This is a genomic window from Paenisporosarcina sp. HGH0030, from assembly GCF_000411295.1.
Classification (GTDB): domain Bacteria; phylum Bacillota; class Bacilli; order Bacillales_A; family Planococcaceae; genus Paenisporosarcina.
Window position 1 is genome coordinate 1,123,203 of record NZ_KE150421.1, and the last position, 26,055, is coordinate 1,149,257.

At 38.3% G+C, this 26,055-nt stretch carries 41 protein-coding genes; 3 read left to right on the plus strand and 38 right to left on the minus strand.

Annotation, left to right across the window (positions count from 1 at the left end; all coding sequences use genetic code 11):
- Window positions 1-9: 9 nt before the first annotated feature.
- From HMPREF1210_RS05570 to HMPREF1210_RS17960, 21 genes are all read right to left on the minus strand, one after another.
- Window positions 10-678: a LysM peptidoglycan-binding domain-containing protein gene (locus HMPREF1210_RS05570; RefSeq protein ID WP_016427642.1), complete on the minus strand. Its 669-nt coding sequence runs from the start codon at window positions 676-678 to the stop codon at window positions 10-12.
- Window positions 678-2,834 (minus strand): tape measure protein, encoded by a 2,157-nt coding sequence (locus tag HMPREF1210_RS05575; RefSeq protein WP_016427643.1) that lies wholly within the window; start codon window positions 2,832-2,834, stop codon window positions 678-680. The genes HMPREF1210_RS05570 and HMPREF1210_RS05575 overlap by 1 nt, the downstream gene beginning before the upstream one ends.
- Window positions 2,835-2,904: 70 nt before the next feature.
- A complete protein-coding gene (locus HMPREF1210_RS05580) occupies window positions 2,905-3,411 on the minus strand; it encodes a hypothetical protein (RefSeq protein ID WP_016427644.1) in 507 nt (168 codons plus the stop codon).
- A gap of 248 nt (window positions 3,412-3,659) precedes the next feature.
- Window positions 3,660-4,061: a hypothetical protein gene (locus tag HMPREF1210_RS05585; protein ID WP_016427645.1), complete on the minus strand. Its 402-nt coding sequence runs from the start codon at window positions 4,059-4,061 to the stop codon at window positions 3,660-3,662.
- Between the two features lie 16 nt (window positions 4,062-4,077).
- Window positions 4,078-4,542: a phage tail tube protein gene (locus HMPREF1210_RS05590; protein WP_016427646.1), complete on the minus strand. Its 465-nt coding sequence runs from the start codon at window positions 4,540-4,542 to the stop codon at window positions 4,078-4,080.
- A 16-nt stretch (window positions 4,543-4,558) separates the two neighbouring features.
- Entirely contained in the window at window positions 4,559-5,854 is a 1,296-nt protein-coding gene (locus HMPREF1210_RS05595) for a phage tail sheath subtilisin-like domain-containing protein (RefSeq protein WP_016427647.1), read from the minus strand.
- Window positions 5,855-5,856: 2 nt separating this feature from the next.
- Complete coding sequence (locus tag HMPREF1210_RS05600) at window positions 5,857-6,075, minus strand: hypothetical protein (protein ID WP_016427648.1); 219 nt, start codon at window positions 6,073-6,075, stop codon at window positions 5,857-5,859.
- Window positions 6,062-6,469 carry a DUF6838 family protein gene (locus HMPREF1210_RS05605; RefSeq protein ID WP_231391052.1) on the minus strand — a complete coding sequence of 136 codons (408 nt, stop codon included), beginning with the start codon at window positions 6,467-6,469 and terminating at the stop codon, window positions 6,062-6,064. Before HMPREF1210_RS05605 ends, HMPREF1210_RS05600 begins: the two co-directional genes overlap by 14 nt.
- Window positions 6,462-6,860: an HK97 gp10 family phage protein gene (locus HMPREF1210_RS05610; protein ID WP_016427650.1), complete on the minus strand. Its 399-nt coding sequence runs from the start codon at window positions 6,858-6,860 to the stop codon at window positions 6,462-6,464. The genes HMPREF1210_RS05605 and HMPREF1210_RS05610 overlap by 8 nt, the downstream gene beginning before the upstream one ends.
- The gene (locus HMPREF1210_RS05615) at window positions 6,860-7,216 is read right to left on the minus strand and encodes a hypothetical protein (protein WP_016427651.1); all 357 of its coding nucleotides are present in this window, start codon (window positions 7,214-7,216) and stop codon (window positions 6,860-6,862) included. The genes HMPREF1210_RS05610 and HMPREF1210_RS05615 overlap by 1 nt, the downstream gene beginning before the upstream one ends.
- 1 nt (window position 7,217) lies before the next feature.
- Window positions 7,218-7,568: a hypothetical protein gene (locus HMPREF1210_RS05620; protein WP_016427652.1), complete on the minus strand. Its 351-nt coding sequence runs from the start codon at window positions 7,566-7,568 to the stop codon at window positions 7,218-7,220.
- A 12-nt stretch (window positions 7,569-7,580) separates the two neighbouring features.
- Window positions 7,581-7,835 (minus strand): hypothetical protein, encoded by a 255-nt coding sequence (locus HMPREF1210_RS05625; RefSeq protein WP_016427653.1) that lies wholly within the window; start codon window positions 7,833-7,835, stop codon window positions 7,581-7,583.
- 18 nt (window positions 7,836-7,853) lie between these two features.
- Window positions 7,854-8,876, minus strand: coding sequence for a major capsid protein (locus HMPREF1210_RS05630; protein ID WP_016427654.1), 1,023 nt, complete (start codon window positions 8,874-8,876; stop codon window positions 7,854-7,856).
- 31 nt (window positions 8,877-8,907) lie between these two features.
- Complete coding sequence (locus tag HMPREF1210_RS05635; protein WP_016427655.1) at window positions 8,908-9,216, minus strand: hypothetical protein; 309 nt, start codon at window positions 9,214-9,216, stop codon at window positions 8,908-8,910.
- Between the two features lie 16 nt (window positions 9,217-9,232).
- Window positions 9,233-9,829, minus strand: coding sequence for a phage scaffolding protein (locus tag HMPREF1210_RS05640; RefSeq protein WP_016427656.1), 597 nt, complete (start codon window positions 9,827-9,829; stop codon window positions 9,233-9,235).
- Between the two features lie 361 nt (window positions 9,830-10,190).
- Window positions 10,191-10,373, minus strand: coding sequence for a hypothetical protein (locus tag HMPREF1210_RS05645; RefSeq protein ID WP_016427657.1), 183 nt, complete (start codon window positions 10,371-10,373; stop codon window positions 10,191-10,193).
- Window positions 10,374-10,600: 227 nt separating this feature from the next.
- Window positions 10,601-11,608, minus strand: a complete 1,008-nt coding sequence (locus HMPREF1210_RS05650) for a minor capsid protein (protein ID WP_016427658.1) — start codon at window positions 11,606-11,608, stop codon at window positions 10,601-10,603.
- Window positions 11,601-13,043: a phage portal protein gene (locus tag HMPREF1210_RS05655; RefSeq protein ID WP_016427659.1), complete on the minus strand. Its 1,443-nt coding sequence runs from the start codon at window positions 13,041-13,043 to the stop codon at window positions 11,601-11,603. Before HMPREF1210_RS05655 ends, HMPREF1210_RS05650 begins: the two co-directional genes overlap by 8 nt.
- Window positions 13,044-13,052: 9 nt before the next feature.
- Window positions 13,053-14,324, minus strand: a complete 1,272-nt coding sequence (locus HMPREF1210_RS05660; protein ID WP_016427660.1) for a PBSX family phage terminase large subunit — start codon at window positions 14,322-14,324, stop codon at window positions 13,053-13,055.
- Window positions 14,305-15,096 carry a phage terminase small subunit gene (gene terS, locus HMPREF1210_RS05665; protein WP_016427661.1) on the minus strand — a complete coding sequence of 264 codons (792 nt, stop codon included), beginning with the start codon at window positions 15,094-15,096 and terminating at the stop codon, window positions 14,305-14,307. Before terS ends, HMPREF1210_RS05660 begins: the two co-directional genes overlap by 20 nt.
- A gap of 81 nt (window positions 15,097-15,177) precedes the next feature.
- On the minus strand, window positions 15,178-15,348 hold the full coding sequence (locus tag HMPREF1210_RS17960; RefSeq protein WP_016427662.1) for a hypothetical protein: 171 nt from the start codon (window positions 15,346-15,348) through the stop codon (window positions 15,178-15,180).
- Window positions 15,349-15,469: 121 nt separating this feature from the next.
- On the opposite strand from HMPREF1210_RS17960, the gene HMPREF1210_RS05670 reads away from it, so the two are divergent.
- Window positions 15,470-15,676, plus strand: a complete 207-nt coding sequence (locus tag HMPREF1210_RS05670) for a KTSC domain-containing protein (RefSeq protein ID WP_016427663.1) — start codon at window positions 15,470-15,472, stop codon at window positions 15,674-15,676.
- On the opposite strand, the gene HMPREF1210_RS17965 is transcribed toward HMPREF1210_RS05670, so the two are convergent.
- The 4 genes from HMPREF1210_RS17965 to HMPREF1210_RS05690 form a co-directional block, all read right to left on the minus strand.
- Window positions 15,673-15,828, minus strand: coding sequence for a BC1881 family protein (locus HMPREF1210_RS17965; protein ID WP_016427664.1), 156 nt, complete (start codon window positions 15,826-15,828; stop codon window positions 15,673-15,675). The two genes, HMPREF1210_RS05670 and HMPREF1210_RS17965, sit on opposite strands and share 4 nt — an antisense overlap.
- Window positions 15,829-16,006: 178 nt before the next feature.
- The gene (locus tag HMPREF1210_RS05680; protein WP_016427665.1) at window positions 16,007-16,435 is read right to left on the minus strand and encodes a sigma-70 family RNA polymerase sigma factor; all 429 of its coding nucleotides are present in this window, start codon (window positions 16,433-16,435) and stop codon (window positions 16,007-16,009) included.
- Between the two features lie 83 nt (window positions 16,436-16,518).
- Window positions 16,519-17,202 carry a hypothetical protein gene (locus HMPREF1210_RS05685; RefSeq protein ID WP_016427666.1) on the minus strand — a complete coding sequence of 228 codons (684 nt, stop codon included), beginning with the start codon at window positions 17,200-17,202 and terminating at the stop codon, window positions 16,519-16,521.
- A complete protein-coding gene (locus HMPREF1210_RS05690; protein ID WP_016427667.1) occupies window positions 17,199-17,396 on the minus strand; it encodes an XtrA/YqaO family protein in 198 nt (65 codons plus the stop codon). Before HMPREF1210_RS05690 ends, HMPREF1210_RS05685 begins: the two co-directional genes overlap by 4 nt.
- Before the next feature lie 494 nt (window positions 17,397-17,890).
- Between HMPREF1210_RS05690 and HMPREF1210_RS17970 the strand changes: the two genes are divergently transcribed.
- Window positions 17,891-18,040, plus strand: a complete 150-nt coding sequence (locus HMPREF1210_RS17970; protein WP_016427669.1) for a hypothetical protein — start codon at window positions 17,891-17,893, stop codon at window positions 18,038-18,040.
- A gap of 281 nt (window positions 18,041-18,321) precedes the next feature.
- The gene (locus HMPREF1210_RS05700) at window positions 18,322-18,831 is read left to right on the plus strand and encodes a DUF3231 family protein (RefSeq protein WP_016427670.1); all 510 of its coding nucleotides are present in this window, start codon (window positions 18,322-18,324) and stop codon (window positions 18,829-18,831) included.
- Window positions 18,832-18,917: 86 nt separating this feature from the next.
- Here HMPREF1210_RS05700 and HMPREF1210_RS05705 read toward each other — a convergent pair whose 3' ends face one another.
- The 13 genes from HMPREF1210_RS05705 to HMPREF1210_RS05760 all read right to left on the minus strand — a co-directional run bounded on the left by HMPREF1210_RS05705 (window position 18,918) and on the right by HMPREF1210_RS05760 (window position 26,047).
- Window positions 18,918-19,655 (minus strand): GIY-YIG nuclease family protein, encoded by a 738-nt coding sequence (locus HMPREF1210_RS05705; RefSeq protein ID WP_016427671.1) that lies wholly within the window; start codon window positions 19,653-19,655, stop codon window positions 18,918-18,920.
- Window positions 19,656-19,743: 88 nt separating this feature from the next.
- The gene (locus HMPREF1210_RS17975; protein ID WP_155974205.1) at window positions 19,744-19,881 is read right to left on the minus strand and encodes a hypothetical protein; all 138 of its coding nucleotides are present in this window, start codon (window positions 19,879-19,881) and stop codon (window positions 19,744-19,746) included.
- Between the two features lie 23 nt (window positions 19,882-19,904).
- Window positions 19,905-20,066 (minus strand): hypothetical protein, encoded by a 162-nt coding sequence (locus tag HMPREF1210_RS17980; RefSeq protein ID WP_016427672.1) that lies wholly within the window; start codon window positions 20,064-20,066, stop codon window positions 19,905-19,907.
- Between the two features lie 207 nt (window positions 20,067-20,273).
- Entirely contained in the window at window positions 20,274-20,528 is a 255-nt protein-coding gene (locus HMPREF1210_RS05710) for a hypothetical protein (RefSeq protein ID WP_016427673.1), read from the minus strand.
- Between the two features lie 26 nt (window positions 20,529-20,554).
- Complete coding sequence (locus HMPREF1210_RS05715) at window positions 20,555-20,950, minus strand: RusA family crossover junction endodeoxyribonuclease (RefSeq protein ID WP_036659750.1); 396 nt, start codon at window positions 20,948-20,950, stop codon at window positions 20,555-20,557.
- Between the two features lie 80 nt (window positions 20,951-21,030).
- Window positions 21,031-21,741: a hypothetical protein gene (locus tag HMPREF1210_RS05720; protein ID WP_016427675.1), complete on the minus strand. Its 711-nt coding sequence runs from the start codon at window positions 21,739-21,741 to the stop codon at window positions 21,031-21,033.
- A gap of 53 nt (window positions 21,742-21,794) precedes the next feature.
- Complete coding sequence (locus HMPREF1210_RS05725) at window positions 21,795-22,190, minus strand: hypothetical protein (protein WP_016427676.1); 396 nt, start codon at window positions 22,188-22,190, stop codon at window positions 21,795-21,797.
- A 359-nt stretch (window positions 22,191-22,549) separates the two neighbouring features.
- Window positions 22,550-22,960 (minus strand): YopX family protein, encoded by a 411-nt coding sequence (locus HMPREF1210_RS17265; RefSeq protein ID WP_016427679.1) that lies wholly within the window; start codon window positions 22,958-22,960, stop codon window positions 22,550-22,552.
- Window positions 22,960-23,322: a hypothetical protein gene (locus HMPREF1210_RS05745; RefSeq protein WP_016427680.1), complete on the minus strand. Its 363-nt coding sequence runs from the start codon at window positions 23,320-23,322 to the stop codon at window positions 22,960-22,962. The genes HMPREF1210_RS17265 and HMPREF1210_RS05745 overlap by 1 nt, the downstream gene beginning before the upstream one ends.
- A 10-nt stretch (window positions 23,323-23,332) precedes the next feature.
- Complete coding sequence (locus tag HMPREF1210_RS17985) at window positions 23,333-23,506, minus strand: hypothetical protein (protein WP_016427681.1); 174 nt, start codon at window positions 23,504-23,506, stop codon at window positions 23,333-23,335.
- A 27-nt stretch (window positions 23,507-23,533) separates the two neighbouring features.
- Window positions 23,534-24,448 carry a DnaD domain-containing protein gene (locus tag HMPREF1210_RS05750; RefSeq protein WP_016427682.1) on the minus strand — a complete coding sequence of 305 codons (915 nt, stop codon included), beginning with the start codon at window positions 24,446-24,448 and terminating at the stop codon, window positions 23,534-23,536.
- Between the two features lie 16 nt (window positions 24,449-24,464).
- A complete protein-coding gene (locus tag HMPREF1210_RS05755; protein ID WP_016427683.1) occupies window positions 24,465-25,163 on the minus strand; it encodes an MBL fold metallo-hydrolase in 699 nt (232 codons plus the stop codon).
- A complete protein-coding gene (locus tag HMPREF1210_RS05760; RefSeq protein WP_016427684.1) occupies window positions 25,163-26,047 on the minus strand; it encodes a recombinase RecT in 885 nt (294 codons plus the stop codon). Before HMPREF1210_RS05760 ends, HMPREF1210_RS05755 begins: the two co-directional genes overlap by 1 nt.
- Between the last annotated feature and the right edge of the window lie 8 nt (window positions 26,048-26,055).

Genomic DNA, 26,055 nt, shown 5'->3' on the forward strand with positions numbered 1-26,055 from the left:
GATCACTCCTCATTTCGGTGGGAGTTTAAGTTTCAAACCAATCGGTAACGACCTAAACTGACTATCTTTGATTCCATTTAAATTGGCTATTTCTCGGAATCGAGAGCCATTACCAAGAAACTTTTGAGCAACCTTCCAAAGACTATCCCCTTTAACAAGAGAGTACGTTTTCGGCTGCGGTTTAGTATTCTGTCTTGCCGGTGTTGTTTTATTTATAACCTGTGTTTTAGATGTTGCAGACTTTTTCACAACTTTCATCTTTTGTGGAGAAAAGGAGACATATTTTAAAAGTGACAGTGTGAAATTCACATCAGCACTTCCACCAGTCTCGTCATAGTCGAATTTTTCAATTGTCACTAATTCATTAATTGAAAATGAGCCATCTACATAAATGTACCTAACAGGCATTTTATTCAGTTGCCATCTTTTTATCGTGTCGATATAGTATTGCGGATCGCGATAAGCGGATGATGAATATTGAGAGTCATCAGATGGAAAGTAAGATACTAATTCGAAACTTTCAAGCTGAACATCTTTTGGAACATTAATTTTTCCGGCCTTGGATATTGAAAACTTTTCACCATCACCTGAAATTGAACCACCAACCTTTTCAGGATTAATCGGTAGTCGGAAGCCTTCCTGATCATTGTTGGCACTGAAATAAATACCATGCGCCATTATGCATAAGCCCCCTCTACCGATTCATTCATACTGTTTGTAAGACTTTCGTTTATCTTACTAAGAAGCTTGTCGATATCAGCTTCTTCACGAATGTTCATATCGCCAAAAGTAACTGAAGGTTGGAGTGTTACGAAGTTCTGAATAGAACGAATATCCGCCAACTCTTTCAAAAGCTTCAAATCTTCATCGGAAATACTAATATCATCATCAATTTTTCCAATAGAGTCCAATTTACCGCCAGTCGGATTCTTTCCTTTTGCCCCGCCGTCAGCCCCTAATAGGTTGCTCGGAATTGCTTTTAAATTTGGCATAGCTGTATTATCTGATGACTTGGGTGTAGAAAAACTAGGCATCTTTAAATTAGACCCTGCAGTTTGCCCAGCTTTATAAGCTCCTGGTAGGCTCTTTAAATCCATGCGCGAAATACTAACTACATCTTTACTGCTAATTGGAGCTTTTAAATTACCTGCCAGTGATTTAAGACCATTAGATACTACACTACTCGCTCCGGCACTCAACTTGCCGATTTTTCCTATTTCAACACCTGGAATGAGATTCAACGCTGCTGAAATCCCGTTAATGGCACTGATTGCAATGTTTGCCCCATTCACAAATGCCTGTCCTAATGCATTTGCCACATTATCAAACGAACCTCCTATTGCGACCATGTGATTAATCACAGACATGGCTAAATCATAGAATAATTTTTGGACTGCATACGTTGGATCTATAAATACATTCACCAAAAACTCAGCAAATGTTGCAATTGCATTCCATGTTATTGCGATGATGTTCCAAATTACCGCTCCCAGCGCGTAGAATAGACCTCCTACAAAACCGAGAATTTGTTCTGTGGTCACACCGAAGTACATGAGAATCCCGATTAAAGCAATTACGGCAAGGATTACTAATGTGATTGGCCAATAAGCAATTGCCCATGCAGCTGCTTGTGCAAGAATGGGTTCGAGCATCAACCAAAGTTTTATTAACATGAAGTTAAAATAACCAATAATCACAGGGAAATAGACGGCAATTAATATAGCTAAACCTGCTGCTATTACTGGCCAATATTCTGCCACTGCATTAAACGCAGTGTAAATGTAGCCCATGAAGTCAAGCAAAATCATTAACCCCGCCACGCTCAATGTGACGAAGCTCATAACTTGACCTGAAAGAGTAGTGAATGTATCCGAATTTACAAAGTCATTGAAACGAACAAACAAAGGTTCAAAAGCAACTTTTGTTTTGTTTGACATTGAATTCATCGCCTGTCCAAATGTTAATGGCATGGATTCGAATTTTTTGTTTGTTTCATCTGCTGCTGCAAACATCGCATTTTTGATTACTGCAGCAGTAATCTTTCCTTCTGAAGCCATCTTCTTAATACTACCTACAGGAACCTTCATGTAATCTGCAATATTTTGGACGATTGGCTGCGCATTATCGAGAACAGCATTCAATTCTTCGCCCTGAAGCTTACCTGCTGCCATCGCTTGGGTTAATTGAAGCATTACAGAGCTAACACCTTCCGCGGAAGTACCAGCAATTACAAACGTCTTGTTAATTTGTTCGCTGAAATTGATTAAGTCCTGATTTGATGAAAAAGCGGCAGAGGCTTGCATGCCCAATTTCGATACAGAATCCGCTGTTAACTGATAGACGCCTCGAGAACGCTGAGCTGATTGGAAAATCATATCCTGCAATTGCTTTGTTGTTTGTAAACCATCATTCATGAGATCTAAACGAGCCTTAGTTGAAACAGCTTCATCCGCAGTTCCTATGAATTTCTTAAACCCTTCAGTTAAGCTTTGGAGCGAAATATAAGCTGCTGCGGCCCCGGCAAAACTCGCGAAAAAGGTTTTTACTGAACCTGTCGCATGGTAGGCGGGGCCTGAAAGATTAGCCAAATTATTACTGAGCGAATTTACACCATTCTGTCCTGCTGAACTCGTAGCTGATTGAAAACGGGCCATATCAGCCGAAGCTGAATTAATTGATTTTCGCGCTTGAGCCAGTCCCTTTGTATCTAAGTTACTAGCTGAACTATCCATTTTCTCCATTACTCTGACGGTTTGATCCATAGCTCGCATCATTTTCATTAAAGGGCCTGTTAGTTTATCTTGAAGCGCCAGAGAGGTTTGTACTCCCGACATATCTCTCACCACCTTTTTTTATACAAAAAAAGAACACCATAAAAGGCGTTCTTTTGATTTATCGTATAATTTATAAATTGAATTCTTTTTGTGGTTCTTGGTTTCTGTAGTCAAACACAAGATCGTTTGGAGTTGTCGCTTTCAATTTTTTGTGAAGTTGATCATCGAACTTTTTGGTTACACCGGTCATCAAAGAAGGCATTGAGAATGTTATGTTTTTTAATTGCATATCTGAAGATACATATGACACCACATATAAATGTGATTTTTTAGTAGACTTCTTATTCCCAATACCGGATAAACCACCAAGAATCAATCCCGCTGGTCCAAATAACAATCCACCAGCAGCGCCGCGACCAATTACACTCTTGCTTTTTTCTACAAATTCCTCTTCTGTTGTCTGTAAAGTATCAATAATGTTAGTAAGCGGAATTGTAAAGGTTGAAGCGGCAATTTTTTTGAAACCGCTGAATCCTTTTTCAACAATAATGAAATTTTGGTCATCAAACGTCAATTCTATTTGAGCATTCAGGTCTTTCAATGGCAAACCATCAATTAAACTAACTATTGCTTTCATATATTTCCCTCCAATTGTTACCATACACACATTATACGGTAACAATGGTGGTTATATACTATATTATCGTCTAGGAATTTTAGCGGCTTCTGCTTTTTCTTTTTCCAATTGGACTTTAATACTCGCAATGACGAATGCTTTTTCTTTTCGAGGGAGATCCGCAAATTCTTGTGGAAACTTATTGAACCTGTGGAGAGCATAGTGAGCGTAGACGGCTTCACTGTCCAGTTCACCATCCTCTCCATCAATTAGTTTTTTGCTTCTTCGATTTCCTCATCCAAAGATGTATCAAGACCGCTAATCTCGATAACTTTTTCGAGGATTTGATTTGCTTCACCTACATAAAACAATTTGCCGTATAAGTTATCAGAACCCAATACTCCATATGAATCCTGTAGTTCCTTATCGTTTAAGTCAGGGTGTACAACCGATGCAATGCATAACTCTCGATTGTATTTTGTGACATCAAAAACGCGCTCCTGTTTACCTTTTCTTCCGGCTTTGTTTTTAAAGCAGCGCTCATTGATTTTATCAGCTTCCTCAGAAGGTACCGCACGCAATACAATCGCTTCCTCGAAACGATCAAGTTTCAGTGATTCATTTTCGATTTCTTTTACATTACCTTTTAAAAATGATTTAAATTTGCTCATGTTGATGTTCCCCCTATTAGTTCGTTACTTTGAATTGATTTAAGAAATCGAAGTCGTCGTACGTAAACGGAATTTCTTCTTTTAAAACGTCGTCTGCTTCACCATCAAGAAGTGCAATAGTAGCACTATCCGGGACGATGTTTTTAATAATCGTAGTCTGCTTTCCTGCAGCACTTGTTACATCGTCATTAACAACCATTGCGTCAAACATAGGTGATTTCCCGGTACGCAAATATTCAAGAGCCATCGCACGCATTTCTGGACGATGGTAGTAGACAGTCATGCTTCCAGTACCCTTCGCCCCTACAATCTTGCTACCGTCCATGCGAGCCCCAACTCGTTTTACATCTGCTTTGGTGTATTCAATTTTTGCATCGAACTTTGTAATCTCCGCATATTCCAAGGACAGACCGTTGATTGTTAAATAAAGAGTACCTTCTTTACCGCTTACTGCGTTTTCTGTGTGCATGATTCTCGTCATTTTTAAGCACCTCCCATTATTTACACGCTACAGTCATGTAGAGTTTTTCCATTGCGTCATTAAACTCGATTCCCATGTTAACTACTACGGCATCTTTGTCATTACCTTCGAAAATGGCAATGTCTTCAGTTACGTAATCGATTGAAGCACTTTGAACTAATGGGTCTAAAACAACTTTCATCAATTGTTGTTTAAACAAATCTCGTCCATTTGCATCATTTGTCACTTTTCCGATAAAGAAAGTGGAAAATACATGCTGAGTATTATTCGAGATAATATCCATGGCACGCACAATTTTGTTTTTTCGGAAATCCTTGCTCTTTTCTTGAGTGAAGGAACGGAATGTATTAATATCCTGTTCAACAACTACACTCCCGTTGTTGAATGTATAAACGATGTGGCCATCTTGCAAAGCTTGAACAATTTCATCATGCGTTTTACGTTCAGAATCAATCGCACCAGGGTATTCAACATATGTTAGTGAGTTAGTAGTAGCGTTAGCATAAGCACCTGCATAGAAGTAAAGTGACTCTTTTGCAGTTAACACTTCATTACCTTCAAGCGTCACACCATTAAGGACAGAATTTACACCTTCATGATCTGCAGAGTTGAAATTGTTAGTTACCAACGTTACATTTTTCCCTTGCTGTTCACGCCACTCTTTTACTTTCAACGCGTACAAAAGTTTAATCGTATCGTCGGTAGTCCCGACAGCAACCACTTTAAAGTCCTGTGTATCCAAACCAGAAACGGCCGTCGCATGTGATTCATTTGTTGCTGTTACAGTCGTACCACCCGCAAGAGTTAAAGTAGCATCTGCAACTGGTAATGCACCTGTATATGAAACGAATGCATTAGGTACCAATTCAGAAGTGTTTGCTACAACTTGAGAATCGACTTGATCACCATCATAAAAGGTCTTAACTGTTGAAGTACCGCCTAAACCAACCGTTACAGTAACGCGAATTTTATTACCATCAACACCGCCATGTTTTGCTGTGGTCACGAATGTTCCACTAGTCGCCGTTGCCTTTGAACCTACACCATTTAGGTTATAAACAATTACTTGTCCAGTAGCTTTAAATGCTTCGCGAATTGGTGTAATATCCCCTAGACTTTTACCAAACAACTCTTTGAATTTCGAGTTAGATGTCACTTTAATGAATTTACCAACTTCGCCCCAATCAAGAGCGAGAGGGATAACAACAGGACCCGCTGAATCCAAACCTGCGGCAACTAGATCGTTTGTTTCGAAGTTAATGTACGCACCTGGACGTACTTTGTTTTGAGTTTCCCAATTACCACCTGCCATTATTATTTATCCTCCTTCGGTTTTAAATCCTTCAATTCCTTTGATTTCCAGTCTTTTAATGTCGTAGCAACATGTTCTTTTGAATATGACTGTCCATCTATTAGTAAAACATTGAGTAATAAGCGCTCATTTGAATCTTTAGAAGCATCCAAAAAAGCTTCTTTGCTGTACTTGACAACAACCTCTTCTGTTTTCTCAACGATTTGTTTATTTTTGGTCAACGGTCACACCTCCTAATGATTGCATTGCTGTTTCGTCTACAACTTCACGTAGCAAGGCTTTAACTGTAAATGTGATAACTAACACATCATCTACAACTTGACCTTCTATTTGGTGAGTATGGTGCTTGTCAGCAATAAGTTGAAACTCAGTCTGGAACGTCTCAAGAACTAAATCACATTCACTTCTACGGTCTTCTGAAAGAGGAAAGTAGGTGACATTGATTGAGTAGGTTCGCGCGACTTGTTTACCCAGTAGTTTTTCTTGAGCGTTATTAAAAATGAGTACCAAAAAAGCAGGAGTTATTAACCCCTGCCGAATTGGTTCATCGTATACTTTTAGATTTCCAAACACTAACTTGATCTGTTGGATAATGAGAGATTTTAAATTATTCACCAAAGATTCGTCTCATCTCCTTTTCAACTTCCTTTTTCCACATGTTAGGTGCAATACGATCCATTTCATCTTTCGTCAATTTCAACATGAACCTTCCTTCTACCCAACCAATCGTTTTGCCAAAACGAACAATACGATGACCATTTTCAACGAATGAAGCGTATTCCAATTGGTTGTATATAAGAATGGTGTACGTATCGCCCTTTTTAACAATGTGGTACTTCCAGTTGTTACGTAAGTCACCCGTTTCTACAGGCGACATTTTTTTCACTTTACGAATAGCTAATTGAGCAATACGTTTAGCAACCTTCAAGTGTATCTCGTGTGAAGCTTTGTTTAATTCAATAAGATTCTGTTTCATGAGTTTCATTTCACTGAATTCAAAACCCATTACGCAAACGCCTTTCGGATTAAAAGCACTTCCTGGTGAGATACATAAACAAATGGCTCTTTTGCTGATTCGTATTTAGTACCATTAATGATGAAACCATCACCTGCAAGCACGTCATACGCTGGTGAAAGAAATAGCTTCACGTCATACTCAATCAGATTCGCATCACCTTGAGTTGAAGTGTTGAGTGTTGTGGAAGATGTGCGACACGGTACGTCAATGTGCTTTGTAACCCATTGCATACCATCAGCACCACTGGGTTTCGTGTATGGCTCATATCGCTTAATCTCTGCGGTCTTATCATACATATACTCAACAGCTTTAATCGCTTTAGCCATCATGTCACGAATAGTCATGCTACCACCTCATCTGGCGAAACTTATTCAACTGGCTTTTATAATCATTGATTAATTGCTCTGTTGTCAGCTCACTAAATGATGCACTTGTAGAACCAAACGAAACTTGAACGTCACCCTCTTTAATTGATTTAACAATTTGAGCTTCGTCTGGAGTTTGTTTCTTGATTTCGCCATTGATTAGATCAATTACCATATTCGCATGAACGAATGTTAAACCTGGAGGAACTGAAGCAATATTGCAGTAGGTGAGAATACTTTGTCCCACCTCTGCAACATGCATTGCTAACACTGTGTCGTCTGGAAGTTTATCCGCTGGCAGTTTTGCCTTAATGATTTCAAAAACATCCATGATTGCCCCTCCTTACTCTGTTGGAGCTTCCGATAATGCCTTTACAAGAACTTCTTTTTTAGCGTCTGCTTCATAGGAAATTTCAAGTCTATCAAGCTCTGCTTTTAATTGGTCCTTCGTCATTTTTTCGAAAGGATTAACCTCATCATCTTCAACAACTTCAACAATATTTTCGTTTACGTGTGCTTTATCCATCTCAAATTCTTCGTTAGGAGAATAAGTCTGTCCGTTATAACGAACTGGGACCTCTTTAACTTTTACTATCATAATGATTTGGCCTCCTCTTTATGCGATTGGTTGTGCTTGGAATACTTCGTCAGCTGCAGGGAATGATGGAATAGCTGTTGCTACTGCTTTTGTCCAAGTCGATACTGGATCAACGTTTTCCTCATAAACCATTGCTAATACATTTCCAACTTTAGAAATATCGATAGATGGGTCACGAGTTAAGCGGATTTCTTCAGCAGTTGGACCGAATAACGTTTCACCAAGAATGCCATCTCCGAACATAACGAATGAATTGTTAGGGAAGTAGCGGTTTAGTGTATACGTACCGTTTGCAGCTTGCTTACGGAATTTCGCATCATAGACTGCAATTTGTGGTAAGTCATGTTGCGCCATGAATGCATTTAAATCTGCACGAGATGCAATACGGCCTGAACCAGTACCAAACAAAGCAGAAATCACTTTCGGATGCTTAAGCAATGAGCTAAGCACCGCATTCGATGTTAACGCACGAGTAGCTGGAGATGCTAAAGCCGACTGCCAACGAATTAAATCATCTAATGGATCCGAAGAAGAATCAGTCCATAAATCGGTTCCTGCTAGAGCTTCTTTATTTGCTGAAGGCACCCCATAGTCAATAGCTGTGTTCAAGCCGTTCTCAGCTAGCGTTAATGTTCCTTTAGCAAGAACCTCCATACGCATTTGCTCGATACGAGCGTTAACACCAGCAACTAATGTGTCAATGTCGTTGTACACGTTTTTCATTAGATAGTTTTGTTCCGCTTGGTTACGTGGATTTTCTAATGCAATGATCTCTTTTTCAGTTACCGGGATTTTACGTTTAATTAATGCAGCCTCTAAAGCCATTTTGCTTGCTTCACGAGAACCAATCTCTGCTTCAGTATCAAAAGCATGTACAGAAGCAACTACTGGTGTACGTCCCGCACCTTTAATCAAATCAAATTCTAATGATTGCTTTTTCACTTCCGGGAAAAGTGTTGCTCCTAAAAGTGTTGGGTATTGACGGTCTTGAAGGTAATTTAATACCTCAGCTTGTTTAAATAGATCTAATACATTCGGCATAATTCATTTCCTCTTTTCTGTGGTTTTTATTTTATCGGAATGTGATTTTTGTTAATGCTGTTTTAGCTGCTGCTGCAGGTGCAACCGGTAATCGTAATTCAAGAATATAACCCTCTACGATTAACGCACCTGGTTGTGGCCCAGTTGTTACATCTACATCTGTTAGCAAGATACCTTTTGCAGTCGCATCATTTAAAGGCAGGATTGTTCCAGCTTTAACAATTTTACGACCATTTGCATCTGTTGCTACCCCAGCTTGTTCTACTTGAGTCGTGAACGATTGAAAATTAGCACTTGCTAAAAAATTGACTTGTGTAACTGTTTCTTTTTTGAAATACATTAAAATTTCTCCTCTCTTAACTCCAAATTGTTGTTTCTACTGGCTTACTTTGTTCATTGGCGCTTTTAGCAAAGTTTGCACCTACACTAACAGGAGGTTCATTCCCTGGATTGCTTCCACCTGCAGGTTTAGTTCCCGCAATCTTGGCACCCGGTGTTTCTGGAACAAACAAAAAAGACTTCGATTCTTGCAGGGTTTTAATCTGCTCATCCAGTCCTTTTGTGACGTTTCCGTCTGCGCCTAATTCAATTGTGTTCTTGTCGATAAGCGTTGCAACGAGATCAGCATCATGAACCTTTCCTGCTAATGCTAATTTAAGAGCACTAGTTAGTTGGGTTTCTTTGATTTTCGCTTCAAAGTCCTGCTTATCTTGATTGTACTTCGTTTCAAGCTCAGTGAATTTCGTTTGAAGATCCGCACTGCCCTCTGCTTGTTTCTTTAATTCTTTCAGGTCCTTATCACGTTGAGCTAGTTGAGCCTTTACATCATCCAGGCTAGTGGTTACATCGGTTAATTTCTGCTTATTCCCTTCAACCGTTTTGCCATGCTCACCCATGATTTTATCAATGGCTTCTTTCTCAAGACCTAAAGCTTCTAAAAATTCGCGTTTCATTTATCTTCCTCCTAGTGGTTTACGATTGTTTTACGTGGTTACGTCCACGAACCGCTTTGATAGTTAACGTCCACAAATGCTAAGATGACGAATTTGCTATTTAACCGATAGCTCGAAGATGATGGACCACCTTACCCTTTCCTGCGAGAGCGCATGAATGTATGAGTAAACCAGTGTGAATTTTTAGTTGCTCGTTTTGGCAGGTTATACAACACAGGTTTCCAATCTACGAAATGCTCTTGATTAGAAAATGCAGCCGGTGTCTTCGACCTACTTAACTTGTAAAGTATCTTCAAGATAATTGCTAAAATCGCTAACTGAAAGAGAATCAATGTCCATCACCACCTTTAAGTCAATTTGTTTACAGGAAACCTGAAGTGATCGTCTTGTCAAATTGTTTAATGACTTTACCGATGTCATGTACTTTTTTTGCATCTACAGTTACATGGGTAGTAGTCGAAGTAAGCCTTTGATGTTTTAACTCTTTCAAAATATCTTTCAGGGAATTGTCAATGGACTTCAAATACTTCTCTGTTTTATCCACTTGTACCACTCCTTTCGATGAATAGCGTATACATTTTCCCCACAAAATCCTGTTCGCTTACTTTTTGTAAGTTTTCGCTATGACTACGTTTCTGACTTCATACATTTTTTATACATTTCGCATAATCACATGAATAGCTGAAAGCCTTGATACGACTTATTTCTGTAAAAACTTTTAGTTTACGTAATAAGCTATTATGGGAAGCTACGATGAATAACGTATTCAATCTACTCGTATTGTTCGATCCACTTTTCATAAGTTATTGAATCTATTAGACCATCTTTTGACTGGCGCTTTTCTTGCTCCATGTACTCTGATTCATCGAACCAAGGAATGGTAGTTGTACGACAACGCACATGAAACGGATTAGCATTAATACCCGGCCGATAATCTTTAACGTTGTAAATCTCACCATCTTGCTCTCTACAAACGTTTGAAGTTTTCATATCAAGTGTTGCTAGAACCTCATATTTCTCTAAATCAGAATCAACATAACTGTTTTGAGCAGCTAGGCCATGAAAGAAATTAGATTCTGTTCTCACCAAGGCTTCAGCACGTGAATAAACAACGTCGGTCTTTTCCATAATCTCTTTTGTTACTCGACTAATTGAATGACCTGAAGCAAAGCTTCTCTCAAGCGCTTTACGAACACTTGCAATTGAATCGTCTTGATGTCCCCATATACGCTTGGAGAACTCTTTTCCACTCCAATTGTAAGTAAGGAGTTCTTTAATTGTTTCATTAGTTAAGATGTCCACCGTACCTGGTACACCAGCCATTGCAAAGTCATACATGAAATGTTGATAAGAACTCTTATACACTTCAGCCAATCCTGTATATGTGTATTCCTGCAGCCCTTTTGAGCCACCATATAGATCTAACATGGTCATTTCTATTTTAGCGTTCAGTGCTTCAAGTCTTGAGATACGAACTCGGAAACTGATTGCCTTTAATAAATTCTCATAACGAGGGTTGCCGGAAAGCGACATTTCACGAAAACGTTTAAGGTCGACTTCATTGAATTCTTTCAGTTCCTTCGATGTAAGGTACTTCCTTGCTTCGGCTAATGTAATATGGTTGTCTGTTGAATAACGAGCATAGAACGCATCAATTTGACGAATTACATCTTGTTGAGCTTGGCGCAAACTATCATCCATTCGAGCAAGATACTTATCAGCTATGATCTGTGATTCAATCTCACGTTGTATGGCTCGTTCTTCCCAATACTTAGGCATCAGCCTTCACATCTTTCGCCGGGACCTTATTGAAAGTATCTTGATAACCTTCAATTTCTTTTTGTTCTTCTGCCTTTTGTTTATCAATTCGTTTTTCAACTTCATCTGTGTACCAAGGATGGTTTTCTCTAATTGTTTTATCATCGAGAATACCAACTGAATTAGAACAATCAGTGATTACTTCCGATTCATTGATGATGATGTCACGATTGAAAATGATATCCGCTGATTCTTTTGTGAAGTCTACATTTTTAGTCATAAGTAAATATTGATTCACAAACCACAAGAGATGTTCAATTGATGATTGGAATTCTGACTCTAGAATATTGCAATCCATATCCAAATCAGAATAGCGATAGCGTAAAGCTACACCAGAAGCGTTTCCTAATTCAGAATCTGTAGTATCAACACCACGACCAAATTCATAAATCGATTTACGGTCACGATCTAATTCTTTCTCAGTTGCATCAGTTTGAGGAGTAGCCTGTAGTTTATCTACATCACCATTTTCATCAAGCTTAACTGCTCTATAACGATTTAAATCGCTAATGAATTCACTTAAACTGACTCCGCCGTAATTCACTAATTTGTAAATGAATTGAGGTATGTCGGCTAATAAATCGGCATTTGTTGATGCTTGAGTGTTGTAGTTATCGACTAATGACTTGATCGAATCAATTAATGGCTGCTCTTCCTCGTTGTACTTAAACGGAATTAAAGGAATACGTGTCCATAAGAAAGGTTTATCATCGATTGTGAAGTGTTGAGTTGATTCAATACCTGCTGGCACGTCTGCAATCAGTTTCACACCATCAAAGACAAAATAGTTAATTCCATTTTCATGGTGATACTCTACCTTTTCCTGAACTTCCTTTTTCCCATTCATGTATATCGTTACTTGATACACTCTCAAGAAAGATGCAATTTCTGTATGCTCATCATCTTTCCAAAACGGCAATATCTGTTCGGAAGGAAACTTCTTGAATGATAGCAGCCCTTCCTCATCGATATAGGTATACAGATACGCAATACCTTTGTTGATGGCCTCTTTACCAGTGTTCTTTAATTTCTTCAAAAACTTGCGGTTAAAAACTTCTTTTAGCTCTTTTGCATAAGCTTCATTTTCTGTAGCAACCGTCGGCTCTTTAGATAATAAGTAACCAATCTTCTGATCTACTAATTTCTTCGCAAATCCATGTTCTAACTTAACGTTCGATTTCCAAGAAATATCCTGCACTTTATCTCTTTGGATATCTGTTTTGTTTAGGTAATAAGCTTCCCCGGCGATCATTCCTTTGCGAACATCGCTTGCTTGCCAGTCTTTTAAATCTTTTACTAGCATCTCATTATCAGAAATAACACCATCTACCATATTTCTTACGATGTCATTTAACTGTTCGTAATAGGGCTTTCCGAAAATGTCTACAACCGTCATCTACTCACCTCATTTCAATACTGAAACAGAATTGTCGTTATAAAGTATTGTGTTTACAAAATAACGATCCGCATCCATTTGATGGTCATTCTGTTTAACTGGTTTGTCTTCTCCACGTTCCATTGCTTTCTCATCCCATACATACGATGTAATTTCACGTAACGACTCTTTGCAGCAGTCGTTGTATTTAATTAACCCGGTACTCAATGCTGTGGCCATGTTACGAATGCCTTCTAATACATCATTCTTAGCTTTTCTTACAACCCAACCACGTTTCTTTAGCAAAATAATAAAAGAACTTGCCGATGGATCCACGACGATTACTTTCGTCAGTCCATTTACAAATTCCTCAAGATCTTTTGCATATTCATCATCTGTTTTTTGCACTTTCTTTTTGCGAGCATCGTGGTGATACTCTTTAACTTTGTACCAGGTGCCGTCATGCAATCCCCATAAACCGAATGCCATCGGGTTTTGTGTACCATAGTCACAGGAAACGTAGTACTTCGAGTATTTCCGTTCAGTCGTTTTAACTTTATTTCTGGCTTCTTCGTACATACTGAAGATGATGCCCTCGGCCATAACCCATAAGCCCAGGATGAACCGCTGATAAAACAGACCGCTATACATACGTTTGTAACGATTCTTTGTCTTCTCATCTAGTGAGAGGTTATCATCCATCGTAAAGTGAATGTGCAGCATCTTTTTGTCTTTTCGTTGGTCTAACCACTTCTCTTTAAACCAATGATAAGGACCAGCAGGGTTACAGTTATACCAGAACTTAGCACCCTCAACAGAACATCGAGCGGTAGCTTGAGAAACAAATGATTCAGGCATTAATGCAACTTCATCGAAGAACATACCAGCAAGTGTTATCCCTTGAATCAAGTCTTGAGAACCTTCATCTTTTCCGCCAAACACATAGAAATGATTGGTTTTCCCTTGGAAAGACACCGTTAACATGTTATCTGCTCGATGATCTTTTACAGTGTAACCTCTCGCCTTTAACATTCGTTTAAGAGGAGTCACTACGTTACGACGAAAGGAACCAATTGTTTTACCGGCCATCCCGAAATTTTCATCTTGGAACATCTCCATTGCCCACATAACGTAGGATAGTGACATAACAACCGTTTTACCTGCACGTACTGACCCGTCGCAAATAATACCATCTTTATCTTTATGAGGTGAATTTGGTTTCCACCACGTTAATACCTTCAGTTGCTTCTTAGAGAATGGTTTGAATTTGAATGGAGCAGGTTTACGTTTCTTGCTCATCATCACCACTCCAAATCTCTTCAACCTTGCCGTTTAACGCTTCTATGAAACCATCATCCTCGTATTCTTCTTCCTCATCACCACTTATTTTAGTGATTTCTGCTTTTGTTCGTACAATGCCAATTTCCATTTGCTCTAGATTCAATCGGCGCTCATCATGAACATGGGCCTGCTCATCAAACTGTTTAATCAGATTCCGAAGCTCTGCCATAGCCCGGGACTGAACGCTTAAATAGGCATAATACTGTTCATAGGCAAAAGACACTTTGTGCGACTCGCTGCCTCCTCCTTCACCCCAGCTACTTCCTGACTCTTCTTTTAAATGATCATCGCCACTAGAAACCCACATTACTTTTTGAGCACGGATTATGGCAGTGAACTGAATAACAATCTGATCCCAAATTAAATCAATTGGATCCGCCTGTCTCACTTCATCCATTATTTCCAAAAACTCTTCTGGGAGGTGCCTCGCATAGAAACCATGTTTCAGAGCATTTGAGTTTCGTTTCGGAGGAGCTGCTTTTCTGTTACCGTTGTTCCCTTTAGCATTGTCATTACCAGAAGGAGCGCCACGTTTTTGTTTAGTAACGTTACCTTTCGCAATAGTTACGTTACCTTTCATTTGTTCATCCCATTTGTCTTGATTCTTCCACTTACGTATTTGAGTATCAGAGACATCTAATTCAGCAGCAATATCTTTTAATAATTTCTTACCATTCGATTGCTTATAAATTTCAAATGCCTTGTCACGGACTGGACTTCTTGCTCTTGCCATTTAATTGATCACCCACCTCCGTCATGCTAAATGCTTTTTAAGACATAACAAAAAGCCACACCCCGAAGGATGTGACCAAGCTTAATAATTTTTTATAAATACAACTGAATTTTGAGGTGCAATAAAAATTACTTCACCTAATTCATTGTAAAAATAATATGCATCATTTAAATATACGATTTCAGAAACATTTTGAACATCTTGTGTTGATGTACCCTCTGTTCCATAACTTACTGCTACTTTATAATTCACTTATTTCACCTCCCACTGACAATATTCGCCATTAATCTCAGGAAGTCCTTTAATCTAACGCTATATGAAAGGAATTTCCTGATTTTTGTCGAAATGTAAACTTAAAGGAGGTGAAGTTTAAATGGATATGCGATATGTCAATTCCTCAAACTTGGTGAGAGTTGGATATGATGCATCAGATCAGACACTTAGAATTGAATTTCGAAGTGGCACTTATGACTATTTTAATGTTCCTGCTCATGTCTATTCTGGTTTATTAAATGCATCTTCTCATGGAAGTTATCATGCGCAACATATTAAAGACGTCTACGGATATAGACGCCTCTAATCTTGGTTTACAATAATAATTGCCGGTCCAGTGAAATGTTGTTCTCCTTGACCGGTTGTTATTGTTACTTTCTCGTATGGTTCAATATTCAGGTGAGCTATTCCTTCTCGCTGCAATAATTCATCTGTTATATCTTTTGTAGATTTTTCCAAAGTCATACCACCTTTTTCTTTTTATTATGTGTACCCTAGTAAATTTTATTCACAACTCAACTCAATACCAACAGAAAAAACGCCCAGACGTTTGCCCAAGCGTTTTATTATTTCTTATTTTGTTTTACTAACTTAGTATAACCACCAACACCACTACCCACGCGTTACTGAATACTCCTTATTTAAAGAGTACCACATCATGTGTCAATGGTGCGCGCATCATTTTGTCACATTTTGCAAGGATGTTTCTAATATACCCGTCCGAGTAATTAAGTTCCTTCGCAATCTCTTTTGTTCTCATGTTTTTAACGTAACGCATGACCGTGATTTTATGATCAAGACCAGTTAGTTTGTCTAAAGTTTTTTCATAATCTTCTTTCATTTCGTTGTAATGTTCCAAACGTTTTAAAATACCATGTTTTTTGTTATGAAGGTGCTCAATTCGCTCGATAGCTTCTTTAGAACCAAAATTGTGAGCACCAACGCTACCTAACATGATTCCACCTTTACCGAACCAGTAATCCATGTCTGCATCGACTCTTTCTAAATCCAATTCAATCAATTCGATTTCGGTGCAAAGGTCTAGATAGTTTAATATTGCTCTCATTTTCCTATCCCCTTTTTATGAAATAAAAAAGAGGACACCAAAACAGCTATGTGCTGTTGGTGTCCTCCTGTTTACAGGTTGGACTAAAATCTATATTCAAATTCACCATTGTCGCCAACTATTATTTCTTTTTTGTACAATAACTCGGCTAAGGCTTCGCGATACAAAATAATATGATTAGGATATTTCATCTTAAAGTAATCCTTAATTTCATTAGTTTGATGAACAGAATTACTTAAAACAAATGCTACTATTTCATTTTTGGCTCCCGAAAATTCTTTACTATTTCTCATGTTATTAAGATTTTCATTATGCGAGAAATTATTTTTCAATAATTCTTCAACTTTTTCATAGAATTCTTCAGGTTTGTCATCTGGTTTAATACCTTTCATTAATTCATGTAAAGAACTCAACAAAGTTAAATTTTCATTATTCATTCCTTCAATCTTCGTTAAACCTGTTTCTAACTCTTCTGAGAAACTAGAAGATTTATCAACAATTTTTTTAAGTTTTTCAATTTCTTTTTTCATATCGTACACATTTTGTTTTTGCCCAGAAACATCCCAAAGTGTAATCAGAATCGCAATTATAGCAAGTACAATCGAAAGTAAAAGACTTGCATTAGAAAGACCAGTAATTGCGGTTTTTTGATTAAAAAGTGCTAGTCCCCCTACTAAACATGAAATAGCAATTAAAAATGAAATACAGTACTTAAAATGGATCTTTAATTTAATCAAGTTAATCTCATGTGTATTATCATCGTTCAAAACGCTTCCCCCTCATCCCACTTAACGCGGGTCACCTTTCCTTGATGTGTGGTAATTTTCGTTTCTGCAAAAGCTGGTAGCTCAGAGATCTTCGCTTTTCCTTCTGATACAATAATCACACAATTAACAGGTAGTTCCATTATATCAATATTTAGAAATCCCTGGGAATCTATTTTTACATCTTTCATTCTCATTATTAATTCTCCTCACAATACATTTTGTAGTACTATTTAATTAGTAAATTTTACAAGGTGGTGAAATCGTGGAATACACGAATATGTTTGAAGGCGTAAATTTTAATCAAATGCAATTTATCTGGCCTCTTATTATCCTTTTTGTTACTATCATGCTTTTTGCATTTATTTATAAACTTCTGTTTCAATGGATATTGCCACGCGGAATATTTAATTTCCTTATAGGTCCAATTTGTTTATTCGGCTTTTATGTTTGGTTGATTCCAATGAATTTAGGTTTTTATGAATTCTTTAAATGATTCACAAGGGTGCTTTTTAGTTACCCTTGATGGAAACCTTTTCGTTGATCTGTTCGGTCATAGTTCATTTTTCTCCTTCGATATTACAATTGACTATTATGTCGAATAAAGTAGTTATTTTCATACCTTGTTCCCTACTATTACCATTTTTGTAATGTTATAATAGATTAAATATTCAGAAAGGGGGATCGTAATATGAAAATGAAAATTAAACTTTTTGTATCTGCTTTATGCCTTTCAGTAGTTTTCGTTGCACCAAGCGTATCTGCAGGCGGGTTAAGTGATACAAATTTTGGGCCTTGGACAGGATGCAGTGGAAATAAGCCTTGTTATGACAATGACTAAATTGAAGATAATTTTAATTATTAGTAGAAAGAGCAGCCAACGTTTTATTGGCTGTTTTCTTTTATTTATTGACAATCTTCACTTTATTTTCTATTTTTCTTTTATATAATTTTCTCCAATATTTCGTTTCACATAATGTGTCAACGGTGCGTATGGTTGAACTACGAATTAAACTTTACTGTACATATAACTTAAATTTTCCATACAGTTGAATAATCTTTTATATTCTGGACATCTTAGTTCCTGTATGGAAAATTTTTAAGTAGTTAGGGAGTGCGATTATGGGAATACTAAGTGGAAACCCAAAAGATGAACCGTTACATTATGGTGAAGTGTTTGCTATTTGGACGAATTTAGCTACAAACAACGGCTTAATTGCTGCATATCAAACATTTATTAATCACACAGGTGATGAAGATTTAGAAAAAATCATCGAAGAATCAATTCAAGTTATGAAAGATGAAAACAAACAATTGGAAAAAATAGTTAAAATTAACGGTATTGGACTTCCTCCCGCACCACCTGAACGACCAGTTGCGAGACTAGAGGATATTCCTATTGGAGCACGATTTAACGATCCTGAAATCAGTGCTGCACTCTCAATGGATTGCGCAGCTGGTTTAGTCGCATGCAGTCAAGCAATGGGTCAGTGCATTAGAGAAGATATTGCTTTAATGTACGGTCAGTTCCATATGAGCAAAGCACAATTAGGAGCGAAACTATTGCGATTAAACAAAGAAAAAGGTTGGCTTGTTCCTCCACCACTACATGTAGATTTTCCGGATAAATAATATTAATTCTTGGAGCAATCTAATGATTGCTCTTTTTTTCTTACGACAGATAATGTATCTACTGCGTAGTATCGTTGTACTGTTGGTTAGATTAAATCGAATAACGTAGCTTCATGCTCCTTTGGTTGCACTGCGTTATAACCTTCTTCGACTGCATCAAATAAACGAATATAAGAGGCTTCCCGATTATTCAATTTATCCTTTGCATTTGTATAGATGGCATCTGTCTTAGCATCGTAATGAACGACTTCTAGCACTTCAAAAACTAATTCCGATAGGTCAGATTGCTCGAACTTACTATCACATTTCAAGTGCTGCCACCATCTAAATAATGGCGCATTAACTGTTTGTCCAACATAGCAACTCATAGTACGTTTATTAGTAATTTTGTAAATGTAGCCTACTAATATGCCGTTTTGTTCTTTGATACATACATGATCCTCTTTATCTATCCATTCTTGTTGCTCTTTTTGTTCACTAGCTTCTTTACAGTCCGTTGAACAAAAATCACCGTTGCGATTTCTCAATACATTTTTTTCGCCAATAACAGTTGTTGTATTATTGCACCAGCAACACTGGACATTCACTTCACCGTATAGCCTGTTATACCAATACTCGTCACTTTCAGTGAGATACAAGTACTGCGTTCCTGCTAGTGCGTTTTTCGGCTTACGTAATGGCAAATCGGGATATTTTTCTTTAAGATACTGCTTTGCTTCATTTCTATCTTTCGCTATAAAGACATCTTGTTCGATATTATCAATATTGTTATAGCTATATGGAGAATCAACAACCTCTTTTAATCTATAAAACCAGTAATTCATGAAGCGCCTCCTTACTTCACATAATTAGTCAACGGTCCGATAACTCTGAAATTCCACAGGAACATTTTCATATTGTTGTTCCATACGATCACTTCTGGTTCATGTTTTCGCGATCTACAATCGCCACGTAGAATAAAAGCATGTTTGCAACAAACAAGACAAATCCCGTTACGAACAAATATGGATTATCAAATCCCGTGATGGCCAACACGATACCGAACATCATTGTTAACACATAAAGGACTAATGCTAAGGTGTTAAGTCGTTTATTATTAATGGCTTCTCCACTCCTATTTTCATCTGGCTTGGATGCTGCAAAGAATATTGATGACCGTCCATACGAATAACAGTCGGCACACCTTTTTTCACATTTAAGATTTCGACCTCAACAGTAATTTTGGAGGTAGCCATATTGCTACCTAGCTACTTCTTCTGGTATAACTTTATGTTCTGATACGGATCGTCTAGACTTGTCACTCTATGATTTCGAATGTAATTATGAGAGTGGACTATTTTTTCTCGTTCAATTTCCAAGCTACTTTCAATTAGATCAATTGGTGAATGGTCCAATCAGCTTTATAAATTAGATAAGCAATTTTTTTCTTTTTCAAGTCCTTTTTAGTCAGAAAGCTCCATCGCTTTATAGACTTCGTATTTGCCACTTTTCTTCAAGTTAGTAATTCTGGAAGCCAGAGTCATTTCTGTTTTTCCTAATCCTAATGACAAATCTCTTATGTTATCAATCTCCCAGAACTTGCAAAGATAAATGAGTTCATCTTCCGTAAATCTTTTACCATGACGAGTGTGGTATTTAGGATGGTATTTCATTCGGCCCTGGTCATCATATTTAACTGATCCATCTATGAGCGACATATGTTCCACTCCTGATTCCGTTGCGATTAGTATTTTATGCAAACAACGACGCGTGGTGAGAGACTGTAAAATTTTCTTACTGTGAGTTCCACAACCTGGCTATCGTCCTGCCAAATTATTTTGTTTAGCCCGTCTTTTACGCCCTTCACATAATTATCCACGTCAGGTTTACTTGTTGGCCTTAACTCTCCATTTTCAATCAAGGCTTGTTTCGGCTTTGTCTGAAGAACTTTAGGCGTTGATCTATACACATCAATGAATAAATAAATTGGACCTTTAATTAGTTCTTTCGGTGCGTTTTGAGAGGCAACCAGTTTCACATACTGTTTAAAGTCGCGTGACTTCAAAGGGTCATACAAAACCGTTTTACCTGTGAATGTCTTACCGGCACGTGGGCGACCTTGCGCGACGGGTTCGCCCATGATTTCAAATAATATTGTTTTCAAAAAATCAATCCCATCTGCAATTTTTTATAAAAATAGGGGCACCAGGCCCCTAATGATTAGTCGATGATGACTACTCTTTTTGCAATAATTTCATCAGCCAATGCATGCTCTAAGTACTCGGCAATGTTCGCCATTGCATTCAACTCCCAAGCACCTCCATCCGCTTCAAAAAGACCAACACGGCCACCATCTTTAAGTCGTAAAACGAACTCTGATTCTGGTTGTGATACTTCCGCAAATGTTCTGAATGGTTTTAAAGTGACTGGATTCGGTACATTCACATTCCCTACAGTTGCAACGCCAGTCTTCGCGGTTACTCGTTGTGTAACTCCGTCATCTTGTGTTTGTACTGAATTTTCTTCAATGATGGAACTGACCACTTTCAATACTTGCTCTTTATCTGTATTTGGTACAAAGCAAGCTTGCAGCATGATTTGGAATTTCTCACGGTCAACAAACTGCTCAAAAGTAATGCTTGGTAGTAATGCACCCGCCTTTACATAAGTACGACGGTCATTCACATCATTTAAAGCATCGAAAACGTTTACCTTTGTTGGGGATTCCACATGGATCATCACTGGGCGTTCGTGGTCGAAGCTTGATTTCACATAATCCACTAGACCTGATAAGCTGCGAACATTGATTGCAGAAACTTCTTGTTCTTTGTCCAAACGGTACAATTGGTTTGTTGAGTAAACCTTTCCGGCAGCTTCGATTGTTTCAGGACGTTTTAGTTCCAATAAGTACGATACGAATTCTTTTAACATTTCAATTTCCTCTTTTCGGTTTTTAGTTTTTGGGTTTGATAGATTAATAGATTTTATTTAAATTGGACTACTTTTTTATTTACTGGTTCTTCTGCAGGTATTGGTTTGCCAAGATGGTCTAATACTTCACCATCATTACTGATGTAGGCTTGTCCAGGAATACCACTCTTAAGTTCTGCGCCAGTGATATCACCTTCAGGAGTGAAGTCAATAATTAATTCGGACTCAACCCCCACAGACGGTGAAAGGGCAGATTTTGCATCAACCAGGACATTTGCCAAGTTACGACGTTCATTTGCTTTGAGAGTCATCGTGATAGTTACTTTGCGAGCTTTCTTATGGTCCGTGTTTGGATCCGAAATGTTTTCAAGAACTTTTTGAAGTTCGATGTTTACTTTTTCCGCTAAAGCACCGTTTGCAAATGTATTTAAATCAATGATTTTTTTCATGAGATTTCCTCCTGGTTGGTTGAATTGGTATTCCGTTTTTGTTTGTACCTGGGCGGTCGTTTCTCCACCCATTCCTTTTGTAATTGCGAATTTCATCAACACTTAAATGTCCACAAACAGTGATAATTTGGCGGTCCACGTCTTTGTAAAGCGTTGTGATGTTCAATGGGTTTTCTTCCTCCCAACAAACTTCATTTGGCACCATTTATGATTTCCGTTTGTATGAACTGGACTCACTTGTTCGAATCCAGTATCGATCATATTTCTGCGCATTTTCCGAAACTTAGCATCCGATACTCCAAATGCTTGCTTGTGTATCACGCCATTCTTTACCGTTTTGTAGGGGTTGAAGATTAGCGTCATGAGTCATCGCCTTCTAGCAAGTTAGGATGCTCGTAAATATTTCCTAACACTATTAATTCGTCAAATGGACTCCACAGTGGAACCGCATCTCTGCCGTTGTCTATCCACCAACGACCTTCGTACATTTTCACTTGACCTATGAAGTCTTCATTTATATGGATACCGATAGTGACTAGCTCTCGAAGTACGATATCCCCTTCATAAATTTCCAAACCGTTCTTGTCGTGCAATCCTGTGAATTGACCGATAGACTCTGGATGCACTTCGAATTCTCCGTAGTTTGAAATGATGAAATATTCGATTTTTCCATCCGTGTACTTAACGTCCATCACCCCAAAACCTTCAACCCACTGACTGTCAGCGCACAACTTTTCAACTGAGTAGCCACGAACCTTAATCTCTCGCATCAATGCCACCCCTTAAAACAGGAATCTAGCAAGCTATTAATATAACTAAGCTCGTCCACTCTTTTTTTAGCTGCTTGTACTGGTTTGGACAAGTCGTGCATAGACTGTCTTAAAGTATCTAAGTTTTGTTTGGCGACTATTAAAGAACGAGCAATTTCATTTCCATTTGAGCATTGCTTTCGCACCGTTAGTCTCACGCCTGCACCGCGTGATTTTGAGACGATAAATGCGTACTGGTGGCGAAACCCCTTGTCGCTTCCAACAGCCGCAACAGAGAATGTGTTGATGATGTGAGCGTTACGTTCGATTTCAGCTACGCTTTTAGAACCTGTATTCTTGTAATTTTCGCTATATCGATTCATACGGATCCTCCTACTCGTAATCTCGTTTAATGCGTTCGATGGTTACTAGATTTAATACCGAATGATAGTCCAGACTGTCTAAAGACTCGCCGTTACGACCTTCTTCGATGCCCATGGACTTTAATTCACGGATAAATGCTTGGCGCATGCCTTCTGGCGACATTGGAGCAACTTGTGGTTTCATTCAAACACCTTCTTTTCAGGTTTATGGTTATTCTTTAACACCAAGTTTTTCAAGGAGAAGCCTTCTTTGCTCTTCCATTTCTGGTGAAACAGTATTTTCTACAACAATTTCTCCAGCACGTTCTTTCTTCTGTTCATCAAGCCACTCTGGAACTTTCTCTTCCTTTAGTGGTTTGCGATGGTGAAATGATTGTTGTTTCCGTTGTAACCTAATCGCTTCTACTTCCTCGATTGAAGAAATCTTTCGATTCGTCCAATCTCTTAAGATGGATTCCACGTAATTCCACTTCAGAACACCATTTTCAATTGCTATTTTCATAGCATGAATAATGAGCTCTTCTGATAAGTCATCAATCCAACCATTTACTTTTTCACCTACATAAGGAGTCAATGCTCCAAATCCATTTTGTTCGTAAAAGCGAAAAGGAGAAATTGGAATTTCGAAGGATCCAGTTGATGCGTTTTTCTTTTCATTTTCTTTTTCTTTTTCCTTTTCTCTTTTCTCTTTTCTCTTTTCTCTTATATCCATACTGCTTGGATACTGTATAGATACTTTATTAAACTCAGTGTTTTCAATGCTTTCACGGTACTTTTCAATAAAAGGGGAAAACTTGACTCCCTTCAATTCATCTTCAACTCGTTTGACTACCTTCGGACTGTTATTCCAATTGTGCTTGCTCCAGTTGAGCAGCATTACTTCTTTTGTAGGTTCGTTGTAAATGATTTTTTCATAGTCCGTAAATCGATTTAGCAACTTCTCCACCGTTTCACGGTTATAACCAGTTTCCGTTTCGATAATCCTTTTTGGCAGCTCGTATATTCCGATTTGATTTGCTTTGCTGTTGGTCATCAAGTAGATATAGAAGTACTTCTCTTCGGGTGTTAGATCCAGAACAAAAGCATCTTGCCAATAGCTAACCTGGACACTTCTGTATTTGCTCACTTTGCAAAATCCTTTCTCACGGAATGTGAATCATTTTCCCGGTGACTTTTGCGACTTCATTACGAATTAGTTGCTCATTGCTATTCGAATCTGACAGATGCAACAACCAAATTTCCTGGAGTTTGGTAAGGTCATTTGCTTTTAAGAAATCAATGACGTTTTCCAGACTGAAATGCGATTTCATCACTCGCTTCTTCATTGACTTATGCAGTCCGTTTGCGACATTTCTATTAAGAAGATCTGTGCAGTAATTGCATTCAAGCATGAGATGGGTAAGCCCCTGGAATCTGTATTTGATGTAATAAGTGTCAGTGGCGAACAGTAGCTTGTCTCCTGCAGTATTTGCAAGAAGAAAGCCGAATGGCTCTGACACGTCATGCTGCACATCAAAAGGCAATATGGTCCATGTGCCGATTTTGAATTGCGTCTTTACCTCTACACCGTGAATCCGATGATGAGTGATTCCGATGGCACTTTTTGTACCGGGTGACATGTAGCAATCAATGCCAGCCTTTAACACTTCACTCATTCCGGAACAGTGATCTTTGTGCTCATGAGTAACTAAACAGGCTGCAATGTCTGATGTTTTGAAATTCAATTTGCGTTGTATTTGCTTGAATGAAATACCGCATTCAAGAAGCAAAGGCGTGTGACCATCCGTTATGTGATAACAATTGCCTTTGCTTCCTGTTGCGAGAGTTTGGATCGTTATCATTACCAGTTAGGTGCGTCGTCTGTAACGACTTCTTTTTGTGATTCATCAACTTTTGTTTCTTCTAAAATCTCGCCTGTCTCATCGTCACAAGGGACTTCAATGCCTTCAACATCAATAATTTCTTGGTTTGCATTACCTTGAATCTCTTCAGCAAGTTGAGCTTCTTCTGCAACATCATCACTTGCATGGATATGTTTCATCACGAGTGAGTTGTCGTCTGAAGCATTTAAGAACTTTTTACAAGCACGATTGATAACAGTTCGTTTCGCCATCTCTTGTGGGAATTTTTTGTGAGTCGAGCTTTCCCCTTTGGGATTCATCTTCGATTGGCCCCAAGCTTTTTCAATTTCAGCAAATGTCATAAGCTCGTTGTATACCGTTCCGTCATGTTCAATAATCGTGCAGTACGCACCAATGATAGGTTTGTCTTGATTTCCGAATTTTTGTTTGTGTTTTAACTCTGTAACTCGACCATTAACAATCTCGTAATCTACTTCATCACCTTCATAGATAACGGATGCGTCAATCGATTTTGCGCCTGTAACTCGTTGAGTAACGGCCATTGTGCCGAAGTAAGATCGTTGGAACGTAAGGGTCTTTCCATAAACGATGAAGTAGCCTTGTTTCTTGGCTGGATTTAGTCCCTGTACAACCATATCTAGCAAGCTATTTGCAATACTGTCCTTGCTACATGTCTGAAGTGCAGGTGTTTGGTTACGATCCTTCACGTCTTGCAGGATTAGCCAAGCTGATTTCATAGCATTCTCAGGGCTGTAGTTTGCAGGGAAATGAAGCTCTCCACTCTCTTGGAACTGTTTTACTTTTGCTGCTACGATATCGACCGTATCTTTTTTGACCATCGCTAATTGGTTTGGGTTACTCATTATTGTTT

Bases quoted from the DNA above. Each gene is read 5' to 3' on its own strand.
- HMPREF1210_RS05570 (WP_016427642.1), bottom strand. From the start codon at position 678: ATGGCGCATGGTATTTATTTCAGTGCCAACAATGATCAGGAAGGCTTC.
- HMPREF1210_RS05575 (WP_016427643.1), bottom strand. From the start codon at position 2,834: ATGTCGGGAGTACAAACCTCTCTGGCGCTTCAAGATAAACTAACAGGC.
- HMPREF1210_RS05580 (WP_016427644.1), bottom strand. From the start codon at position 3,411: ATGAAAGCAATAGTTAGTTTAATTGATGGTTTGCCATTGAAAGACCTG.
- HMPREF1210_RS05585 (WP_016427645.1), bottom strand. From the start codon at position 4,061: ATGAGCAAATTTAAATCATTTTTAAAAGGTAATGTAAAAGAAATCGAA.
- HMPREF1210_RS05590 (WP_016427646.1), bottom strand. From the start codon at position 4,542: ATGACGAGAATCATGCACACAGAAAACGCAGTAAGCGGTAAAGAAGGT.
- HMPREF1210_RS05595 (WP_016427647.1), bottom strand. From the start codon at position 5,854: ATGGCAGGTGGTAATTGGGAAACTCAAAACAAAGTACGTCCAGGTGCG.
- HMPREF1210_RS05610 (WP_016427650.1), bottom strand. From the start codon at position 6,860: ATGGGTTTTGAATTCAGTGAAATGAAACTCATGAAACAGAATCTTATT.
- HMPREF1210_RS05615 (WP_016427651.1), bottom strand. From the start codon at position 7,216: ATGACTATTCGTGACATGATGGCTAAAGCGATTAAAGCTGTTGAGTAT.
- HMPREF1210_RS05620 (WP_016427652.1), bottom strand. From the start codon at position 7,568: ATGGATGTTTTTGAAATCATTAAGGCAAAACTGCCAGCGGATAAACTT.
- HMPREF1210_RS05625 (WP_016427653.1), bottom strand. From the start codon at position 7,835: ATGATAGTAAAAGTTAAAGAGGTCCCAGTTCGTTATAACGGACAGACT.
- HMPREF1210_RS05630 (WP_016427654.1), bottom strand. From the start codon at position 8,876: ATGCCGAATGTATTAGATCTATTTAAACAAGCTGAGGTATTAAATTAC.
- HMPREF1210_RS05635 (WP_016427655.1), bottom strand. From the start codon at position 9,216: ATGTATTTCAAAAAAGAAACAGTTACACAAGTCAATTTTTTAGCAAGT.
- HMPREF1210_RS05640 (WP_016427656.1), bottom strand. From the start codon at position 9,829: ATGAAACGCGAATTTTTAGAAGCTTTAGGTCTTGAGAAAGAAGCCATT.
- HMPREF1210_RS05650 (WP_016427658.1), bottom strand. From the start codon at position 11,608: ATGCCTAAGTATTGGGAAGAACGAGCCATACAACGTGAGATTGAATCA.
- HMPREF1210_RS05655 (WP_016427659.1), bottom strand. From the start codon at position 13,043: ATGACGGTTGTAGACATTTTCGGAAAGCCCTATTACGAACAGTTAAAT.
- HMPREF1210_RS05660 (WP_016427660.1), bottom strand. From the start codon at position 14,324: ATGATGAGCAAGAAACGTAAACCTGCTCCATTCAAATTCAAACCATTC.
- terS (WP_016427661.1), bottom strand. From the start codon at position 15,096: ATGGCAAGAGCAAGAAGTCCAGTCCGTGACAAGGCATTTGAAATTTAT.
- HMPREF1210_RS05670 (WP_016427663.1), top strand. From the start codon at position 15,470: ATGGATATGCGATATGTCAATTCCTCAAACTTGGTGAGAGTTGGATAT.
- HMPREF1210_RS05680 (WP_016427665.1), bottom strand. From the start codon at position 16,435: ATGAGAGCAATATTAAACTATCTAGACCTTTGCACCGAAATCGAATTG.
- HMPREF1210_RS05690 (WP_016427667.1), bottom strand. From the start codon at position 17,396: ATGAGAATGAAAGATGTAAAAATAGATTCCCAGGGATTTCTAAATATT.
- HMPREF1210_RS17970 (WP_016427669.1), top strand. From the start codon at position 17,891: ATGAAAATGAAAATTAAACTTTTTGTATCTGCTTTATGCCTTTCAGTA.
- HMPREF1210_RS05700 (WP_016427670.1), top strand. From the start codon at position 18,322: ATGGGAATACTAAGTGGAAACCCAAAAGATGAACCGTTACATTATGGT.
- HMPREF1210_RS05705 (WP_016427671.1), bottom strand. From the start codon at position 19,655: ATGAATTACTGGTTTTATAGATTAAAAGAGGTTGTTGATTCTCCATAT.
- HMPREF1210_RS17975 (WP_155974205.1), bottom strand. From the start codon at position 19,881: ATGATGTTCGGTATCGTGTTGGCCATCACGGGATTTGATAATCCATAT.
- HMPREF1210_RS17980 (WP_016427672.1), bottom strand. From the start codon at position 20,066: ATGGCTACCTCCAAAATTACTGTTGAGGTCGAAATCTTAAATGTGAAA.
- HMPREF1210_RS05710 (WP_016427673.1), bottom strand. From the start codon at position 20,528: ATGTCGCTCATAGATGGATCAGTTAAATATGATGACCAGGGCCGAATG.
- HMPREF1210_RS05715 (WP_036659750.1), bottom strand. From the start codon at position 20,950: ATGGGCGAACCCGTCGCGCAAGGTCGCCCACGTGCCGGTAAGACATTC.
- HMPREF1210_RS05720 (WP_016427675.1), bottom strand. From the start codon at position 21,741: ATGTTAAAAGAATTCGTATCGTACTTATTGGAACTAAAACGTCCTGAA.
- HMPREF1210_RS05725 (WP_016427676.1), bottom strand. From the start codon at position 22,190: ATGAAAAAAATCATTGATTTAAATACATTTGCAAACGGTGCTTTAGCG.
- HMPREF1210_RS17265 (WP_016427679.1), bottom strand. From the start codon at position 22,960: ATGCGAGAGATTAAGGTTCGTGGCTACTCAGTTGAAAAGTTGTGCGCT.
- HMPREF1210_RS05745 (WP_016427680.1), bottom strand. From the start codon at position 23,322: ATGAATCGATATAGCGAAAATTACAAGAATACAGGTTCTAAAAGCGTA.
- HMPREF1210_RS17985 (WP_016427681.1), bottom strand. From the start codon at position 23,506: ATGAAACCACAAGTTGCTCCAATGTCGCCAGAAGGCATGCGCCAAGCA.
- HMPREF1210_RS05755 (WP_016427683.1), bottom strand. From the start codon at position 25,163: ATGATAACGATCCAAACTCTCGCAACAGGAAGCAAAGGCAATTGTTAT.
- HMPREF1210_RS05760 (WP_016427684.1), bottom strand. From the start codon at position 26,047: ATGAGTAACCCAAACCAATTAGCGATGGTCAAAAAAGATACGGTCGAT.